At 68.0% G+C, this 16,709-nt stretch carries 17 protein-coding genes and 1 riboswitch; of the genes, 9 read left to right on the top strand and 8 right to left on the bottom strand.

Annotation, left to right across the window (positions count from 1 at the left end; translation table 11 throughout):
• Positions 1 to 68 precede the first annotated feature (68 nt).
• The 3 genes from ACSUZC_RS18945 to ACSUZC_RS18935 are packed head-to-tail and all read right to left on the bottom strand — an operon-like array spanning position 69 to position 3,066.
• Entirely contained in the window at positions 69 to 899 is an 831-nt protein-coding gene (locus ACSUZC_RS18945; RefSeq protein WP_439030003.1) for an ABC transporter ATP-binding protein, read from the bottom strand.
• Positions 896 to 2,026 (bottom strand): FecCD family ABC transporter permease, encoded by a 1,131-nt coding sequence (locus tag ACSUZC_RS18940; RefSeq protein ID WP_439030002.1) that lies wholly within the window; start codon positions 2,024 to 2,026, stop codon positions 896 to 898. Before ACSUZC_RS18940 ends, ACSUZC_RS18945 begins: the two co-directional genes overlap by 4 nt.
• Positions 2,023 to 3,066 carry a FecCD family ABC transporter permease gene (locus tag ACSUZC_RS18935; RefSeq protein WP_439030001.1) on the bottom strand — a complete coding sequence of 348 codons (1,044 nt, stop codon included), beginning with the start codon at positions 3,064 to 3,066 and terminating at the stop codon, positions 2,023 to 2,025. Before ACSUZC_RS18935 ends, ACSUZC_RS18940 begins: the two co-directional genes overlap by 4 nt.
• Positions 3,067 to 3,335: 269 nt before the next feature.
• On the opposite strand from ACSUZC_RS18935, the gene ACSUZC_RS18930 reads away from it, so the two are divergent.
• Entirely contained in the window at positions 3,336 to 3,848 is a 513-nt protein-coding gene (locus ACSUZC_RS18930) for a hypothetical protein (RefSeq protein ID WP_439030000.1), read from the top strand.
• A gap of 205 nt (positions 3,849 to 4,053) precedes the next feature.
• Here ACSUZC_RS18930 and ACSUZC_RS18925 read toward each other — a convergent pair whose 3' ends face one another.
• Together ACSUZC_RS18925 and ACSUZC_RS18920 are read right to left on the bottom strand one after the other, a co-directional pair.
• Entirely contained in the window at positions 4,054 to 5,451 is a 1,398-nt protein-coding gene (locus ACSUZC_RS18925) for an FAD-dependent oxidoreductase (protein ID WP_439029999.1), read from the bottom strand.
• A gap of 182 nt (positions 5,452 to 5,633) precedes the next feature.
• Positions 5,634 to 6,659: an ABC transporter substrate-binding protein gene (locus ACSUZC_RS18920; protein WP_439029998.1), complete on the bottom strand. Its 1,026-nt coding sequence runs from the start codon at positions 6,657 to 6,659 to the stop codon at positions 5,634 to 5,636.
• A gap of 185 nt (positions 6,660 to 6,844) precedes the next feature.
• Here ACSUZC_RS18920 and ACSUZC_RS18915 point away from each other — a divergent pair, with 185 nt between their 5' ends.
• From ACSUZC_RS18915 to ACSUZC_RS18905, 3 genes are read left to right on the top strand one after another with little or no spacing between them, the layout of a single operon-like run.
• Complete coding sequence (locus tag ACSUZC_RS18915) at positions 6,845 to 7,315, top strand: Rv0361 family membrane protein (protein WP_439029997.1); 471 nt, start codon at positions 6,845 to 6,847, stop codon at positions 7,313 to 7,315.
• Positions 7,312 to 7,725, top strand: coding sequence for a rhodanese-like domain-containing protein (locus ACSUZC_RS18910; RefSeq protein ID WP_439029996.1), 414 nt, complete (start codon positions 7,312 to 7,314; stop codon positions 7,723 to 7,725). Before ACSUZC_RS18915 ends, ACSUZC_RS18910 begins: the two co-directional genes overlap by 4 nt.
• Positions 7,722 to 8,939: an O-succinylhomoserine sulfhydrylase gene (locus tag ACSUZC_RS18905; protein WP_439029995.1), complete on the top strand. Its 1,218-nt coding sequence runs from the start codon at positions 7,722 to 7,724 to the stop codon at positions 8,937 to 8,939. Before ACSUZC_RS18910 ends, ACSUZC_RS18905 begins: the two co-directional genes overlap by 4 nt.
• Before the next feature lie 24 nt (positions 8,940 to 8,963).
• Here the strand turns inward: ACSUZC_RS18905 and ACSUZC_RS18900 are convergent, their stop codons facing one another.
• A complete protein-coding gene (locus ACSUZC_RS18900; RefSeq protein WP_439033177.1) occupies positions 8,964 to 10,040 on the bottom strand; it encodes an isochorismate synthase in 1,077 nt (358 codons plus the stop codon).
• Positions 10,041 to 10,147: 107 nt separating this feature from the next.
• Positions 10,148 to 10,262, top strand: a riboswitch (SAM riboswitch).
• 19 nt (positions 10,263 to 10,281) lie between these two features.
• Between ACSUZC_RS18900 and ACSUZC_RS18895 the strand changes: the two genes are divergently transcribed.
• Positions 10,282 to 11,022, top strand: coding sequence for an aminotransferase class V-fold PLP-dependent enzyme (locus tag ACSUZC_RS18895; protein WP_439029994.1), 741 nt, complete (start codon positions 10,282 to 10,284; stop codon positions 11,020 to 11,022).
• Positions 11,022 to 11,543: a hypothetical protein gene (locus ACSUZC_RS18890; protein ID WP_439029993.1), complete on the top strand. Its 522-nt coding sequence runs from the start codon at positions 11,022 to 11,024 to the stop codon at positions 11,541 to 11,543. The genes ACSUZC_RS18895 and ACSUZC_RS18890 overlap by 1 nt, the downstream gene beginning before the upstream one ends.
• Before the next feature lie 85 nt (positions 11,544 to 11,628).
• Here the strand turns inward: ACSUZC_RS18890 and ACSUZC_RS18885 are convergent, their stop codons facing one another.
• Positions 11,629 to 12,141: an inorganic diphosphatase gene (locus ACSUZC_RS18885; RefSeq protein WP_439029992.1), complete on the bottom strand. Its 513-nt coding sequence runs from the start codon at positions 12,139 to 12,141 to the stop codon at positions 11,629 to 11,631.
• Positions 12,142 to 12,369: 228 nt separating this feature from the next.
• Between ACSUZC_RS18885 and dacB the strand changes: the two genes are divergently transcribed.
• From dacB to tilS, 3 genes are read left to right on the top strand one after another with little or no spacing between them, the layout of a single operon-like run.
• Positions 12,370 to 13,686: a D-alanyl-D-alanine carboxypeptidase/D-alanyl-D-alanine endopeptidase gene (gene dacB, locus ACSUZC_RS18880; protein ID WP_439033176.1), complete on the top strand. Its 1,317-nt coding sequence runs from the start codon at positions 12,370 to 12,372 to the stop codon at positions 13,684 to 13,686.
• On the top strand, positions 13,683 to 14,831 hold the full coding sequence (locus ACSUZC_RS18875) for a zinc-dependent metalloprotease (protein ID WP_439029991.1): 1,149 nt from the start codon (positions 13,683 to 13,685) through the stop codon (positions 14,829 to 14,831). The genes dacB and ACSUZC_RS18875 overlap by 4 nt, the downstream gene beginning before the upstream one ends.
• Entirely contained in the window at positions 14,810 to 15,763 is a 954-nt protein-coding gene (gene tilS / locus ACSUZC_RS18870) for a tRNA lysidine(34) synthetase TilS (RefSeq protein ID WP_439029990.1), read from the top strand. Before ACSUZC_RS18875 ends, tilS begins: the two co-directional genes overlap by 22 nt.
• Positions 15,764 to 15,790: 27 nt before the next feature.
• Here tilS and ACSUZC_RS18865 read toward each other — a convergent pair whose 3' ends face one another.
• Entirely contained in the window at positions 15,791 to 16,495 is a 705-nt protein-coding gene (locus ACSUZC_RS18865; protein WP_439029989.1) for a glycine zipper family protein, read from the bottom strand.
• Between the last annotated feature and the right edge of the window lie 214 nt (positions 16,496 to 16,709).

Here is a 16,709-nt window from a genome sequence, read left to right as displayed (position 1 = left end):
AGGCCCTTCGTGGCTCGTCGCTATCGCTCCTCGCACCTCAGGGACCAAGGGTTATGGGCTTCTCTCGATCAGGACTTTGCGTGGGTCCGTGAGTCGAGCGGAACGATCAGCGGGCCCCCGGAGATCGGGTCGGTCATGACATGGGCTCGAAGGCCGAAGGCCTCGTCGAGGATGTCGGCGTCGATGACGTCGGTGGGGGAGCCGGTGGTCACGATCGCGCCCTTGCGCATGACGAACAGTGAATCGCTGTAGCGAGCAGCCAGATTGAGGTCGTGCAGGACCATGACGATGGTCTTGCCGTGGTCGTCGCGCAGCCGCCGGACGAGATCGAGGACGTCGATGGAGTGGGCCAGGTCGAGGTAGGTGGTCGGCTCGTCGAGCAGGATGAGATCGGTGTCCTGGGCGAGTGTCAGGGCGATCCACACGCGCTGACGCTGCCCGCCCGAGAGGGCGTCGAGGGTTCGGTCGGCGAGGTCGAGGGTGTCGGTCATGTCCATCGCCTGGGCGACCGCGGCCTCGTCGGCGGCACTCGCCTGCTGAAACCACCGCTGGTGCGGGTGACGGCCCCGCGCGACGAGGTCGGCGACGGTGAGTCCCTCCGGCGCGATGGGGTTCTGCGGAAGGATCGCGAGGGTGCGGGCGACCTGTTTGGGCCGGATCGAGGAGATGTTCTCGCCGTCGAGGTACACCGAACCCGCCTTGGGAGGCAGGAGGCGGGCCAGACAGCGCAGCAGCGTCGACTTACCGCAGCCGTTCGAGCCGATGATCGTCGTGACCTGCCCGTCCGGGATGTCGACGTCGAGGCCGTCGATGACGATCCGTTCGTCGTAGCCCACCGTGAGCCCGACGCCGCGCAGACGCGAGGTGTCGGTCGAGGATTCGAGAGTTCGTGCGGTCATACGCTCGCCTTCCGGGACATGGCGATCATCAGGTAGATCAGGAACGGGCCGCCGATCGCGGCGGTGACGATGCCGACCGGCAGGCCGCCGGGAAGCACTGTGCGGCAGAGCAGATCACCGCCGAGGACGAGCGACGAGCCGATGAGGCCCGACAGCAGCGGCGTAGGGACGGCGGTGCCGGCGAGGCGGAGTGCGATCTGCGGGGCCAGCAGCGCGACGAATGCGATCGGACCGGCCGCCGACACGCTCAGGGCGGCGAGCAGGACCGCGGTCAGCAGCAGCGTCGTCGACACCGCTCCGGTCCGGACGCCGAGTCCGCGCGCGAGATCGGGGCCGAGACTGAGCATGCCGATCTGTCGTGCCAGGCCGACGACCACGAGAATGCTCACAACGACCCCGACTGTGACCGGCCACACGTTGGACCATCCGACGTTGGCCACCGAACCGACGATCCACACCTGGGCGCGGGCAACGTCCTGGATGTCGGCTCGGGTCAGCAGGAAGTTGGTGAGTGCCTGCAACATCCACGTCAATCCGACACCGATCAGGACGAGTCGGAACGGGTTGATCCCGGTGTTCGCCTTGCGGCCCGGCCAGGCCAGGAAGTACATCAGTGCCGCGGTGAGCAGACCCCCGACCATCGCCGATGCCGGGACGCCGAGTTCGCCGAACACCGCCCCCCAACTGGTTGTCGAGAAGGCGATCGCGGCGACGGCCGCGGCGCCGGCACCCGCGGTGATGCCGAGCATGTCGGGGGTCGCGAGCGGGTTCTGGGCGATGAGCTGCGTGAGCGAACCCGCCATGCCGAGACCGAAACCCACCAGCAACGCGACGAGTGCCCGGGGGAGTGCCACGTCGAAGACGACGACGTTCTCGACCCGGGTGCCGCCGCCGAGCAGGATGCGCGCGACGTCGATCGGGGTGAGCGGGAAGTCGCTGACACCCACGCTCGTCAGGAACAGGAGGAGTGCGACCGCCGTGGAGACCAGGGCGACGCCGAGCATCCGCGGCCGCACCACCATCGAGACCGGCTCGATCGCGATCCGGTAACCGCCGGGATGCGGAGCGATCGGCAGTCTGGACCTCAGGTGGGCGGACCCGGTCGTGCTGGACGTCGGCGCGCTCACACGGTCCCCAATCTCTGCCGTCGGACCATGAAGATGAGGAACGGAGCTCCCACCAGCGCCATCATCACCCCGACCTGCACCTCGCCCGGCCGGGCGACGAGACGGCCGAGGATGTCGCAGCCGACCAGGAGGATCGCGCCCAGGATCGCCGAGTACGGGATGATCCACCGATAGTCGGTCCCCACGATCGCCCGGGCGACGTGCGGCACGACCAGCCCGAGGAAGACGATGGGCCCGCAGGCGGCGGTCGCGGCTCCGATGAGCAGGGTGATGGTCAGCACCCCGAGTGAGCGGATGAGCACGACTCGTGAGCCGAGTGCCTTGGTCATGTCGTCACCGAGGCTCAGGACGTTGAGGAAGAACCCGCTCGCCAGGGCGAGCACCAGGCCGATGCCGATGAAAGGCAGGCTGGCCCAGAAGACATCGATGCCGCGCCCGGCGGTCGAGCCGACGCTCCAGAACCGCCACTGATCCAGCGAGGCGGTGTCGACGAGCACGATCGAGGACGTGACGGCGGTGAGTGTCGCCGTGAGTCCGGTGCCCGCGAGGATCAGGGTGAGGGGACTCGAACCGCTGAGCGCGGACAGCCCGAAGACCACCGTCGCGGCGATGACCGCGCCGAGCAGACCGAAGAACATGAATGCGATCGGGCTGCTGACCCCCAGCAGATAGATTCCGCCGACGACCGCGCACGCCGCACCCGCATTGACCCCGAGCATGCCGGGATCGGCGATCGGGTTGCGGGTGTGTCCCTGGGTGATGGCGCCGGCCGCACCGATGGCGAGCCCGGCGGACAGACCGAGCAGGGTACGGGGCACGCGCAGGTCCCAGACGATGCCGTCGACGTCGGTGTCCTTGGGGACCCGGGGCATCCGGAAGTCGAGGAGAGCAGTCCAGATCTCGTGGGCGCCGGCGGTGAAGCTCGGCCAGATCTCGTCGAGCGGGACCGGCCGCGTGCCGAAAAGCACCGACGCGACAACGAGCGCAGCGAGGGCCGCCAGCAGGAGCGGGATGCCGAGAACTCGGAGGGAGCGGCGCACGAAGGTAAACCTTACCAACCTTCGACACGGTGCTTTCGGCGCCCGCGTACTCACCTCCGTCGACGGTGTCGGTCCCATAACGAATTGCCCACGAAACCTGAGCGGAGGCTGTGCCACCGGTAACACTTCGCTCAGGCTTGGTCGATATTCCCGGTGTCGGTGGGGATCTCGGCCGACAAGCCACACAGGTCGCCGGTCCCGCGTCGAACACATACGCGGACGGCGACGTCGGGAACACGCATGGTGTCGCCTACGAACGAGGAGGATCGATGAAATCGCTGAAACGAGCTGTCACAGGGCTTCTGGTCGCTGCAGGAATCGCAGGTGGGAGCCTGGTGGGTGTCGCGCCGGCGCACGCCGCCGTGCCCAACCTCCAGCTGACGGGCGGGGTCTACTGCCAGTTCGGAGCTCCGGGTACTCCGTGGAACCAGGCGTGGAGCATGACCCGGTTCATGAGGGTCACCGCCCGTGACGGCGAGTTCCGCAACGTCACCCTGCAGGAGATCAACGGCGCGACGAAGTTCAAGTCGCAGCTGAAGAAGAACGAGTCGCTCACGATCAAGACCGTGTGGTTCGGCTGCTTCCCGTCCTCGATCGCCGGGTACGCGATCTCCGATTACGCCGAGAACCTGACCGACAACGCCGGTTTCTGGTGGAACGTCCGACGCGTCGACAACCCGTTCGAGCGCTTCGGAACGGGCTCGTCTGCGTCAGCGGCTGCCACTGCGCTGACCGGCGGCGGCACCGACGTCGAAGGAGTCCCCGCCATCCCGGGTCGCTGACCTGATCGGTCACGACTGAGCGTCTGAAAACAACAAGACATTTCGCGTCGGGCGGGTGCGGGGAGGACGCCTCCGCACACCGTCCGGCGCATGCGAAAGAGCGGCGACCGAGAGATCTCGGCCGCCGCTCTTGTGCTTCGACAGGCTCAGCAGGCGGAGGCGGGCTCAGCAGACGGGGGCGGGCTCAGCCTGCTGAGCGGGAGTGCTACGCGGAGGGGCGTGACACCTTGTTCGGCTCGGACGCGGCGAGCATGTCCTCGCGCTCGACGACCTTCACGCGCTCACGGCCCTCGGCGGCACCGAGTGCGCGCTCGTGCTCGTCGAGTCGGTACCAACCGTCCCATGTGGTGAACGGGATGCTCTTGGACTCGAGCAGCTCGATGATGGCGTCCTCACCGGGCTTGCCCGGATCGTTGAGGACTCCTGCCTCCATGTCCTTGAGGATGCAGTCGACGGTCTCGTTGGCGTCGCCCTTGGTGTGACCGATGAGGCCCACGGGGCCGCGCTTGACCCAGCCGGTGGTGTAGATGCCGGTCAGCTGCTGGCCCTCGTCGAAAACGCGTCCGGCCTCGTTCGGAATGACACCGGCCTGTGAGTCGAACGGGATCTCCGGCAGGTTGTCCGAGAGGTAACCGACGGCACGGTAGACAGCGCCGACCTCCCAGTCGGTGGTCTTGCCGGTCGGCTTCACATTGCCCGTGCCGTCGAGCTGGGTGCGCTCGGTGCGCAGACCGACGACCTTGCCGTCCTCGCCGAGGATTTCGGTCGGGCTCTCGAAGAAGTGCAGGAACAGCTTGTGGATCGCACCCTGCTTGGGCTCACGGATCGCGTAGTTCTCGATGATCGTGGCGACCTGGTCGGTGATCTTCGATCCGCGACGTGCGACGGCCGAACCCTCGTCGTAGTCGATGTCCTCGGGATTGACGACGACCTCGATGTTGGGGGAGTGGTCGAGCTCCTTGAGCTCGAGCGGGGTGAACTTGGCCTGCGCCGGGCCGCGGCGCCCGAACACGTGGACCTCGATGGCCTTGTTGGCCTTGAGCCCCTCGTAGACGTTGGCCGGGATCTCCGTCGGCAGCAGTTCGTCGCCGGTCTTGGCGAGCACGCGCGCGACGTCGAGTGCCACGTTGCCGACACCGATCACGGCGACCTTCTCGGCCTCGAGCGGCCAGGTGCGCGGGAAGTCGGGATGCCCGTCGTACCAGGCGACGAACTGCGCGGCGCCGTAGCTGCCGTCGAGATCGACGCCGGGGATGTCGAGGGCGCGGTCGTCGGTGGCGCCGGTGGAGAAGATCACCGCGTCGTAGTGCTGGCGGAGCTCGTCCAGAGTGATGTCGGTGCCGTAGTCGACATTGCCCAGCAGGCGTACCTGAGGCTTGTCGAGCACCTTGTGCAGCGCGGTGATGATGCCCTTGATGCGCGGGTGATCGGGCGCGACGCCGTAGCGGATCAGGCCGAACGGGGCGGGCATGCGCTCGTAGAGATCGATGCTGACACCGCGGTCCTTGGCGGTGTCGGACTTCATCAACGCGTCGGCGGCGTAGATCCCGGCGGGACCGGCACCGACGATCGCAACCCGCAGCGGGCGGCTGTTCTCGCTCATTGGAGTAGGTGTCTTCCGTTGCTCAGCACGCGCGGATCAGCAAATCTCGGTGACCCCCGGGTCCACGCGTATGGATAAGGCCTATCCCTTCTACGGTAGGCGCTTGCCTGCCACGACCAAAATCCGTCTGTGAGGTAACCCTCACTCGGCAGGTATGGCGATACCCGGCCGGCCGGGCCGACTCAGGCCTTGCCGGCGGCCGCGGCGATGGGTTCCACAGCCTGGCCCGCGACCCACGGGATGGTCAGCACCGTCGGCACCGACATCGCGCTGCCCACCTCCTGAGGCAGGTAGACGACGCGTCCCGACCTGACGACGTTCAGCCGGTTGAATGCGGCGTTGTTGCGGAGGCGCTCGTTGGAACCCTGCCAGTCCACGGCGATGACGACGTCGGCGGCGTCGAGCAGGTTGAGGCTCTCGGCAGGCACTTCGCCGTAGAAACCATTGCTGATCGAACTCTGGAGCGCAGGCGGGAAGGTGAGCCCGTATCCGGCGACGGTCTGCCCGCGACCGTCGTCGGGCCCGTAGATGGACACGCCGCCGGTGGGGCTCGCGGTGATCACAACGGCGGTCTTTCCCGCCAGCTGCGGGTTCTTCTCGCGGACGCCGGCCAGGAACTGTTCGGTCTCGGTGATCTTGCGATCGGCGAGCTCGGGCAACCCGATCGCTGTGCCGATCTGGCGCGTCTGGGCGTCCCACGGCACCTGCCACGGCTTGAACTGCGCCGGTCGCACGACCGTCGGAGCGGTCTTGGTCAACAGGTCGAACTGATCGCGGGTCGGATCGGCGCCCACCGCGGTGATCAGATCGGGTTCGGTGGCGAGGGCCTTGGGGATCTCGTCGCCGAAGGCGGCCGACGCGTTGGCCAGCACCACGGGGTTGGAGTCGCCGATGAGTTCGGCGTTCCACGGCGCGGTCGCCTGGTCGGTGTCGGCGAAGGGCGCGATCGTCGTCGGCGTGACGCCGAGGGCCAGCAGGGTGTCACCGTCACCGACGCCCATCGCGGCGACGCGCTTGGGCGCCTGCTGGACCGTCACCGGTGCGTACGCCTGCTGCACGGTCACCGGGATCGCACCGGATTCGGGGGCGGGGACCTGCGCCATACCCTCGTCGACGGACTCGTCGGGCGGCGAGCACGACGTCGCCACCATCGCGGCCGCGAGCAACGCGAGGATCAGCGTGAGTGTTCGGTGTTCGGAGATGCGCATCCGGTTCCTTGCTGGTCGTGCCGAAGCGGCGCCGGCGATCTCGGCGAGGGCCCGGCCACTCGTTCAGGGTCTACTTAGGGCCACCTTACTCACGACCGGAGGGTCGTCGACGAGCCCGGGGCCTCGCCGACGGGCCGTCGACGCCGGTCGGAGCCTCCACCTGGGCGGTCGATAGACTGCCCGCCATGGCCAGAGCTGCAGGTGAGGGTGACCAGGCGCCCCCGTCGTGGAAGAACGCCTGGCCGTTCTTCGTCGCGGCAGGCGTCGTCGGACTCGTGGTGCTCGGCGTGGTGCTGTCCAACGTGAGCCGGCCGCCGGAGGACCGGGCAGGCGACTCCGCCCAGGTGCAATACGCGATCAATGACGTCTACACAGCCCGCAACGGTCCGAACTACGCCGAATACCGGGCCAACACCTGCGCGGCCGACGTCGAGGCCGCCGACTTCATCACCGAGACGCAGTTCGTCGCGGACAACAAGGAGTCGTTGACGACCAACGGTCACATCGAGATCCCCGAGATCACCGAACTGGTGGTCGACGGTGACCGGGCGACCGCGAAGGTTCATTGGCACTATGACAGGACGCCCGACGACAAGAACGTCGTCGACACGATCGTGGTGCGCGAGAACGGCGAATGGAAGGTGTGTTCCTCATGAGCTATGCCGGCGATCTGACCCCTCGTGAAGCGTGGGAGAAGCTCGAGAACAATCCGGACGCGATCCTCGTCGACTGTCGAACCCAGGCGGAATGGTCGTTCGTCGGAGTGCCCGACCTCGAGATCCTCGGCAAGCGGACGATCTTCGCCGAGTGGACCACCTTCCCCGAAGGTCGACGCAACGACGACTTCATGACCCAGCTGCGCGATTCGGGTGTCAGCGATGACCACGAGGTCATCTTCCTGTGCCGGTCCGGTCACCGTTCGATCGGCGCTGCCGAGGCTGCGACGGCGGACGGGATCGAGAAGGCGTACAACGTCGTCGACGGCTTCGAGGGTGCCCTCGACGAGAACGACCATCGTGGTGCGTCGGGCTGGCGCGCCGAGAACCTGCCGTGGAGGCAATCGTGAGTCCTGATCTGCCCGTGGGGCGCCCGCTGCCCGAGGGGTTGTCGGCCGACACCATCGCGGTGCGTGGTGGGTTGTCCCGCTCCGGATTCCACGAGACCTCCGAGGGCCTCTACCTCACCAGTGGTTACGTCTACGACTCCGCCGAGGCGGCCGAGCGGGCCTTCACCGGCGAGGACGAACGCTTCGTCTATTCGCGCTACGGCAATCCGACCGTTGAGATGTTCCAGGAGCGTCTGCGTCAACTCGAGGGCGCCGAAGCGTGTTTCGCGACCGCGAGCGGCATGGCCGCGGTGTTCGTCGCGCTCGGTGCGCTGCTGAAAGCCGGCGACCGCCTGGTCGCCGCCCGCAGCCTGTTCGGTTCCTGCTTCGTGGTGTGCAACGAGATCCTGCCGCGGTGGGGTGTGGAGACCGAGTTCGTCGATGGTGAAGACCTCGAACAGTGGGAGCGGGCGCTGTCCAAGCCCACCGACGCCGTGTTCTTCGAGACGCCGTCGAATCCGATGCAGAGCCTCGTCGACGTCGTGAAGGTCTCCGAACTCGCGCATGCCGCGGGCGCACAGGTGGTGTTGGACAACGTCTTCGCCACCCCGCTGCTGCAGCGCGGTCTCGACCTGGGTGCCGACGTCATCGTGTACTCGGGCACCAAGCACATCGACGGACAGGGCCGCGTCATGGGCGGCGCCGTCCTCGGCGCCAAGGACTACATCGACGGACCGGTGCAACAGCTCATGCGGCACACCGGGCCCGCGTTGAGTCCGTTCAACGCGTGGACGCTCGTCAAGGGACTGGAGACGCTTCGCCTACGCGTCGACGCCTCGGTCTCCTCGGCGCTGCGGATCGCGGAGTTCCTCGAGCGCGATCCGCGGGTGCGGTGGGTGAAATATCCGTTCCTGCAGTCGCATCCGCAGTACGAGCTGGCCACGAGTCAGATGTCGGGCGGCGGCACCGTGGTGACCTTCGAACTCAACGACCACGATGGGATCGACGGGAAGAAGCGGGCCTTCGAGGTGCTCAACGCGCTGCGCATCGTCGACATCTCCAACAACCTCGGTGACTCGAAGTCGCTGATCACGCACCCGGCCACCACCACGCATCGTGCGATGGGGCCCGAGGGTCGAGCCGCGATCGGGCTCAGCGATTCGGTCGTCCGGTTGTCGGTCGGACTCGAGGGCGTCGACGATCTGCTCGGCGATCTCGATCAGGCGCTGGGCTGATCCGCCGGAGCCCACCCCTGTCGGTCAGTCGAGTTCGTCGATCCCTAAGGCGTTCAACACCGTCCGCAGTTTGAATGCGGTCTCCTCGAGCTCGCCCTGCGGGTCGGAGTGTTCGACGATGCCGCCGCCGGCCCACGTGCGCAGGCTGCGGCGGTCGGCGGCGAGCTCGAGACACCGGATGGTGACCATCCACTCGCCGTCGCCGGAGCCGTCGCACCACCCGACTGCCCCGGCGTAGAACCCGCGTTCCCCCTCGACCTCCCGGATGATCTGCGCGGCAACATCACTCGGTGTTCCGCAGACCGCAGGTGTTGGCCCGAGCAGAAGTGCGAGATCGAGTGCGGTGGTTGCCGGGTCGCGCAGCGTCGCCCGGATCGGAGTGGCCAGGTGCCAGATCTCGCCGGTGGATTGCAGCTGCGGTGTCGACGGCGCGTCGACATCGTCGCAGAGGTAGGAGAGGCGTTCCCGGAGGTGGTCGACGACGAAGGCGTGCTCGGCGAGATCCTTCGCCGAGGAAGCCAGGCGGTCGGCGATCGCCCGGTCGGCGACCGGATCCGACGACCGTGCGGCGGACCCGGCATACGGGTGACACGTCACGACCGAGCCCGACTTGCGGAGCAGCACTTCGGGACTCGCGCCGAGAAGCCACGAGCCCGAACCGGTCGCCGCGCCCAGGTCGACGCCGAATGCGTTGTGTCCGGAATTGCCGCCCGCGAGCGCGTCGAGCAGTTCGACGGGGGAGACCTCCGCGTCGAGGACGATGTCGAGGCTGCGCGCGAGAACCACCTTGCCGACGTCGCCGGCGATGATGCGTTTGACCGCGTGCGCCACACGTTCGCGGTGCTCGTCGACGGACGGGTGCAGCGCGACCGAGACCGGGGTCCGAGACAGCGGCGGCCCACCGGCGAGTGGCTTGTCGTCGATGTCCAGGTGCTGCGGCGCCACGAGCGCGGCCGCGTCGCGCACATCGAAGGGGATCGCGCCGGTCAGCGCCGCGACGGCGCCCGATCGCAATGCCGCCGACGCCTCGTCGACGTCGGTGAAGCCACGACCTGCTCCCCGACCTCGAACGGTGCCGTGGGGGCGGGACAACACGAACACATCAGACGCTGACACGAGTGACACGCTACAGGTAAGTGTGCCCTAACTTCGGATCACGCTGAGTGAAAATTGACACTCCTCGAGCATATCGACGAGTGTTGACGACAGGTCATGAGTGCCAGTGACAAGCCCCGGCTCGCTGGTCGGCAACCCTCCTCCTCGGTGGGGTGCTCCGGGTGACGACCTGGCCGCCACCGAACCCGGATGCGGCAAGCGTGGAATTTCGAAGGAGCTAAGTGTCATGACCGCTGTGCTGTCAGCACCCGCGACGACCGGCGATGCGGCGCGCGTCTCGCGTTTCATCACCCGCCGCCACGAGGCCGCCCGAGAGTCATTGCGACGCCTCGTCCGCGGGCGGGTCGACGACACGGTCCTCGTCACCCGCGACATCGCCGGTGCCATCGGCCTCGCCATGCACATCGCGCCCGGTGACGTCGTGATCCTGTCGTCCGGGGACCAGCAGGGGGCATCCCGGTGGGGAGGGGATGCGGATGGTCACGATCGCTCGCGGACCGTGGCGGTTCGCGAGGCCGTCGAGGAGACGCTGGCCGCGGTCGAAGGCGAGCTCTCGTCACGACCCGCTTGCCTGCTCGCGGTGCTGGCGGCGACGGATGCCGCCGGTGAGGTCTTGCCGCTGGGACGTCTTGCGTCGATCGCCCACCGACACGGCGCGCGGATCTTCGTCGACGCCGAGCGACTCGTCGCCCATCGGCCGATCTCGATCGTCAGCCACGGCATCGACTACGTGGCGTTCTCCGCCGCGAGGAGCGGCGCGGGCTCCGCATCCGGCGTCTTGATCGGACGGCCGGACTGGTTCGACGCCGCTCGTCCACACCCCGTCCTGTCCGACCTGTACGTCGCCGGGTTTGCGCAAGAAGGCATCAATGGGCGCCTCGAAGCGTTGACCCCGCCGACGGCCCGGACACCCGATCATTGCCGTCTTCTCCACCGAACCGACCCGACATCGACGAGGGGTATCTGATGACCATCGAACTCGACGCGCACGCCGACGCGCAGAACTCTTCCGTCCCGCATCCTTCGGTCCCGCATCCCTCGGTGCCGCGTGCCACGGTCAGCATCGGCCGTCCCGCGTTCCGGGTTGCGATCGCCGGTGATGCTCTCGCCCAGAGTTTTCCGATCGTCGTGCGTCGCGAGACGCTGCGTGATGCGCAACGAGCGCGGTCACTGGTCCGCGCCGGGAGCCATGACCAGGCGAACTTCGTGGTGGCGTTGGAGGTGGAGGTGGCGGTCGCATCGGATGCCGCGTCTGCCCGCGCCTCGGCAGCCAGGGTGCAGGTCGCTGCCGGCGACGACAGCGCCGAAGTGGGCACCATCCGTTACGTCGGGACCACCCATGGGCTTCTGACGCTGCTGCGCGACATCTATGCGGCGGAGGTCGCCGACGCGGTGATCCTCGTCCCGATCGACGGGGACGCGACGGAACGGCGTATCCGCGAGCAGATTCTGCCGGTCCTGGCCGATCAGCGGTACCGGGTCGCCTGAGGGGACGCTCCGGGCCGATACGACGAGACCGCCGACCGACGTCTTGTACGTCGGTCGGCGGTCTCGTGAGTTCTGGTGACGAGCGTCAGCCTCGTGAAGGCTCGTTCGCGTCGTGGGGATGTGCGGCCAGCCGGTCGATGGCCTCCTGGGCGATCTTCTCGGCCTGCTCGCGCCCGACCCAGCCACCGGGCTGGACCTCCTTGCCGGGCTCCAAGTCCTTGTAGTGCTCGAAGAAGTGGGCGATGGGGCCCAGTTCATACTCCGAGACGTCGGAGATGTCCTTGATGTGGTCCCAGCGCACGTCGCCCGCGGGCACACAGAGGAGCTTGTCGTCGCCGCCGGCCTCGTCGGTCATCGTGTACATACCGACGACGCGCGAGCGCACGATGATGCCGGGGAACACCGACTCGGGCAGCAGGACCATCGCGTCGAGCGGGTCGCCGTCTTCACCGAGGGTGCCGTCGATGTAGCCGTAGTCGGCCGGGTATCCCATCGAGGTGTACAGGTAGCGGTCGAGGTAGACCTTCCCCGTCTCGTGGTCGACCTCGTACTTGTTGCGGCCACCCTTGGGGATCTCGATGGTCACATCGAATTCCACTGTTCCTCCTGGCAGTCTGGATCGGGGATGCTGCGCCGGGCCGAGACGGCCGCGCGCGGCTCCAACGATACTGTTAGTCCGACGACCTCGATGTTCGTACCCCTGCATGTTCGTCCGGCCGGGTGATCGCCGGACGCACCGCGAGAGACCGGAGGCTTTGTGGGCGCATCCACCAGTACCGGCGGCCGTCGGCGCCGGAGGCTCCTGTGGTGGACGGTCTCCGCCGTGGTGATCCTGGCCCTGGTGTCGACCGCGGCGGTCGTCGTGGCCCTGCGTCTCGACCGCGAACCCGAACTGCCGCCCGGCGTGCCACCGCAGCCGGCGGCGATCGCCGTCGACCCGCGGATCGATCCGGTGGTCGCGACCGCGCCCGAACCGACACCGTCGGGCATCTCGCGGTCGATCGCCCCGGCACTGCGCGATCCCGCACTCGGTGAGCTGACCGGCATGATCAGCGACTCGCTCACCGGGCAGGTGCTGTGGACCCGCGATCCGGGGCAGCCCCGGATCCCCGCGTCGAACGACAAGGTCCTCTCGGCGGCGGCGTTCCTGGAGGCGATGCCCCACGACCAGCGGCTGACGACGACGGTCGTGGCCGGTGACAACGGGCAGGTCATCCTCAAGGGTGCGGGTGATCCGACGCTGTCCGCCCAGCCGGCGGACGCCGACACGTTCTACACCGACCCGGCCCGCATCGCCGACCTCGCCGCGCAGATCGAACGGGCCGGTCTCCCGGTCACGTCGGTGGCGGTGGATCTGAGTGCGTTCTCCGGTCCGGCCATGGACACCACCTGGGACCGGCGCGACATCCAGGGCGGCGACATCGCGCCCATCGAATCGGTGATGGTCGACGGCGCCCGCATCGAACCCCTCGACGAGTACTCGCCGCGCAGCCCGACGCCCGGGAGGATGGCCGGCGAGGCTCTCGCCGCGGCGCTCGGGGTCGAGGGGCCCGTCACCGAGGCGAGCGCGCCCGCGGGCGACCGGGTGATCGCGAAGGTCGAGTCGGCGCCGCTGGTCACGCGGGTCAACGACATGCTCCGGTACAGCGACAACGTGCTCGCCGAGACGCTGGCCATCGAGCTGTCGGTGCATCGCGGCGGACCGCCGACCCACGCCGGCGGCGTCGATGCCGTGGAGCAGGTCCTCTCCTCGATGTTTCCCGAGCAGTGGGCGGGGACAACCCTGCAGGATGCCTCCGGGATCTCCTACGCCAACCGCACGACCCCGGAGCTACTCGACGCGGTGATGACCGCGGCGAGCGGACCGAGTCGGCCCGCCCTGCGGCCGATGCTCGACGGCCTGCCGATCGCCGCGGGGACCGGCACGCTCGCCGATCGCTTCCCGGCCACCACACCCGGCGCAGGCTGGGTGCGGGCGAAGACCGGAACACTCACCGGGGTGAGTTCGTTGACCGGCATAGTGCAGACAGTCGACGGCCGCGTGCTGTCGTTCGCCCTGATGTCCGGCGGTACGTCGCCGGCGGACGCCCGTCCCGCCCTCGACGCCGTGGTGGGTCAACTGAGAGAGTGCGGATGCCGATGACCAGACCAGTAGTCGCCCCGGGACCCGAGCACGCCGGGCCGGAACCCGCCGAGCCGGACCATGCCGAGCCCGGCCGAGTCGACCCGACCGCCTCCGACGAGCTCCGTCCCAGCATCGGGTCGCAGATCGACTGGTCGCTGGCCGCCACGACCGCGAAACGTCTCGCGCGACCCGGACCCAAGACGACCACGTACACCTATGAGGCCGCGCGAGCGGAACTGGCCGACGCTGCGACCCGCGCCGAAGCGCCGGTCCGCGAGGTGACCGGGCTGGCCGACGGCCTCCGTGTCCCGACCACCCGAGTCCTCGACCGGGCCGGGTGGATCGACGCCGCCTCGGTGTCCATGAGGTCGATGCTGGGCGCGGACGACGACATCGATGCGGGTTCACCCGGGCTGGCCGCGCGCTTCGGCGGCCTCCAGGCCGGTGGGCTGCTGGCGTTCCTCTCCACGGCCATCCTCGGGCAGTACGACCCGTTCACTCCGGATCCCGACACGGGTGAGCCCGGCGTCCTGATGGTGGTGACGCCGAACATCATCAACGTCGAACGTCAGCTGAAGGTGATCCCGACGGACTTTCGCCTCTGGGTCTGCCTGCACGAGGTCACCCACCGCGTGCAGTTCTCGGCCAACCCGTGGCTACGCGACTACATGCAGGACAACGTCGCCGTGCTGACCTCGGAGACCGGTGAGTCGACCACCGAGATCGTGACGCGGATGACCAAGGCGCTCAGAGGCTCCGGCGGTACACGGGAAAAGGGTGTCATCGGGGCGATGCAACTGCTGCAGAGCCCCGAACAGTACGCGGCGTTCCAGCGAATGATGGTCCTCGGCACGCTGCTCGAGGGCCACGCCGATCACGTCATGGACGCGGTCGGGCCGGCCCACGTGCCATCCGTCGCGCGCATCCGCACCGCCTTCGACAAGCGACGCACCGCCCCGCAGAATCCCGTCCAGCGCATCATCCGCGCGCTCATCGGGATGGATGCCAAACTCGCGCAATACATCCGGGGCAAGGCCTTCGTCGACGAGGTGGTCGCGACGGTCGGGATGCAGCGCTTCAACACCGTCTGGAGCTCACCGGACACGATGCCGTTGCCCGACGAGATCGACGATCCGCAGGCATGGATTCGGCGAGTGCTGTAACACGGGCGGTCGCGGAGTTCGCGGCCGTACACCTCGACGGACCCCGGGTCTGCGTCGCACTCTCCGGGGGAGCCGACTCCCTCGCACTCACCGCCGCGGCTCTCGGAGCCGGGCTCGACGTCACGGCGCTGGTCGTCGACCACGGGCTGCAACCGGGGTCCGCGGAGGTCGCAGCCGGGGCGGCCGATCTCGCGCGGGACCTCGGCGCCGACGCGCGTGTCCTGCCGGTGCAGGTGGGCACACATGGGGGTCTGGAGGCTGCTGCCCGTGACGCCCGATACGGAGCCCTCGACGCCGCGCGCGAGGGGAGACCGGTCCTGCTCGCCCATACGGCGGACGACCAGGCGGAGACGGTCCTGCTGGGCCTGGCACGCGGGTCGGGGCCGCGCTCGATCTCCGGCATGCGCGCCTGGAACCGGCCGTGGGGCCGTCCGCTCCTGCACGTGCGGAGGGCACAGACACTGGCGACATGCACCGAACTCGGGCTCGCTGTCCACCATGACCCGCACAACCGGGACCCGCGCTTCACCCGGGTACGTGTGCGAACCGAGGTGCTGCCGCTGCTCGACGAAGTCCTGCGGGGCGGTGTCGTGGAAGCGCTGGGCCGCACCGCCGACGCCCTGCGAGCCGACAACGATGCTCTCGACGACTGGGCCGGACAGGTCGAGGTGCTCGCGATGCGTGACGGCGACGTCTTGGACGTCGGGCCGCTGCGCGATCTACCCGTCGCGATCCGGACACGCGTCGTCCGTCGGTGGTTGCAGGAGGTCGGTGCCACCGAACCGACCCATCGAGTCATCTCGGCGGTCGATGACCTCCTGACCGCGACGGGCAGTCCCCGCGCGCAGGTCGCCGTCGGCGGCGATCCGGAAGCGCGTCGCGTCGTCGTGCGGACCGGAGAAACACTGACGGTCCGCCTCACCGCGAGGTGAGACGGACCGTCGTGGAAGAACTCGCGGTCAGCGCCGGGGCGGAACGAACGGCGAGTTGATCGTCTGGAAGTAGTGGATGCCGGCGCCGATCAGCGTGCCTCCACCGCCGATCGCGAGGCCCGCGATGCCTCCCACTGCGGCTGCCGGCGCCACACCGACCAGGCATCCGACCACCGCGGCGGCCAGTCCGATCGCGCATCCCACGACGCCGCCGACGATTCCGCCGATGACGGTTCCGACGAGCGAGGACACGGTCATACCGGCACGCAACTGCGACTGGAAACGTTCGAGCGCCTGATCGTCGCGCTCCTGTCGTGTCTGCGGTGCTGCGACCTGATTTCGGCCGATCGCGCGTAGATCGTCGACCTCGGCACGATTAAGCGGCACCGAGCGTGCTGCGTCCTGAGCCGGGATCAGCGTCACCTTGTTTCCCGCGGTGCGGACATCGATCGGGAACTGCTGATATTCCTTGCGGTAACTCAGGGGCATCCGGAAGAGATCGGCGCCGGCGTGATCCCGAATCGACAAGACTCCGCCGTCAGTGCTGACCGAGGCGTTGTGCAGAGTCAGACTGAGCGAAGACGCGTTCCACGAGGCGTCGTAGGTAGCGGCCCGATTCTGTTGAGGCGCAGCCTGAGCGGTCGATGCGAACACAGTGACGACCGCGGTCAGCAGGCACAATATCGTGCTCAGACGAAATGTGCGCAGAGAAGTACGCGAAGTGGGGAACACGGGGGCTCCTTCTTGTCCGCTTGGGACAGGGCGTGAGAAGGGAGGGGATAATGTGAAGCCTGACGCTTAGACCTTCGATTTCGAGAATGGCAGACACTTCTTCGATATCGAAACTGATCGGTCCGGAATGGTGCACGTGTGATGACATGTTATGTGAATGTTATGAGAAGGGCGATTCTCGGAAATCTGGGTGTGAATTCGTCGAATGACCCAT

The sequence above is a fragment of the Gordonia terrae genome (assembly GCF_051789125.1).
Classification (GTDB): domain Bacteria; phylum Actinomycetota; class Actinomycetes; order Mycobacteriales; family Mycobacteriaceae; genus Gordonia; species Gordonia terrae_A.
This window is presented reverse-complemented; position numbering and strand designations above follow the sequence as displayed.

Excerpts from the sequence above, each read along its gene's own strand:
- ACSUZC_RS18945 (WP_439030003.1), bottom strand. The coding sequence starts at position 899 with ATGACCGCACGAACTCTCGAATCCTCGACCGACACCTCGCGTCTGCGC.
- ACSUZC_RS18875 (WP_439029991.1), top strand. The coding sequence starts at position 13,683 with ATGACCAGACCAGTAGTCGCCCCGGGACCCGAGCACGCCGGGCCGGAA.
- ACSUZC_RS18895 (WP_439029994.1), top strand. The coding sequence starts at position 10,282 with ATGACCGCTGTGCTGTCAGCACCCGCGACGACCGGCGATGCGGCGCGC.
- ACSUZC_RS18890 (WP_439029993.1), top strand. The coding sequence starts at position 11,022 with ATGACCATCGAACTCGACGCGCACGCCGACGCGCAGAACTCTTCCGTC.
- ACSUZC_RS18925 (WP_439029999.1), bottom strand. The coding sequence starts at position 5,451 with ATGAGCGAGAACAGCCGCCCGCTGCGGGTTGCGATCGTCGGTGCCGGT.
- ACSUZC_RS18910 (WP_439029996.1), top strand. The coding sequence starts at position 7,312 with ATGAGCTATGCCGGCGATCTGACCCCTCGTGAAGCGTGGGAGAAGCTC.
- ACSUZC_RS18930 (WP_439030000.1), top strand. The coding sequence starts at position 3,336 with ATGAAATCGCTGAAACGAGCTGTCACAGGGCTTCTGGTCGCTGCAGGA.
- ACSUZC_RS18915 (WP_439029997.1), top strand. The coding sequence starts at position 6,845 with ATGGCCAGAGCTGCAGGTGAGGGTGACCAGGCGCCCCCGTCGTGGAAG.
- ACSUZC_RS18920 (WP_439029998.1), bottom strand. The coding sequence starts at position 6,659 with ATGCGCATCTCCGAACACCGAACACTCACGCTGATCCTCGCGTTGCTC.
- tilS (WP_439029990.1), top strand. The coding sequence starts at position 14,810 with ATGGATTCGGCGAGTGCTGTAACACGGGCGGTCGCGGAGTTCGCGGCC.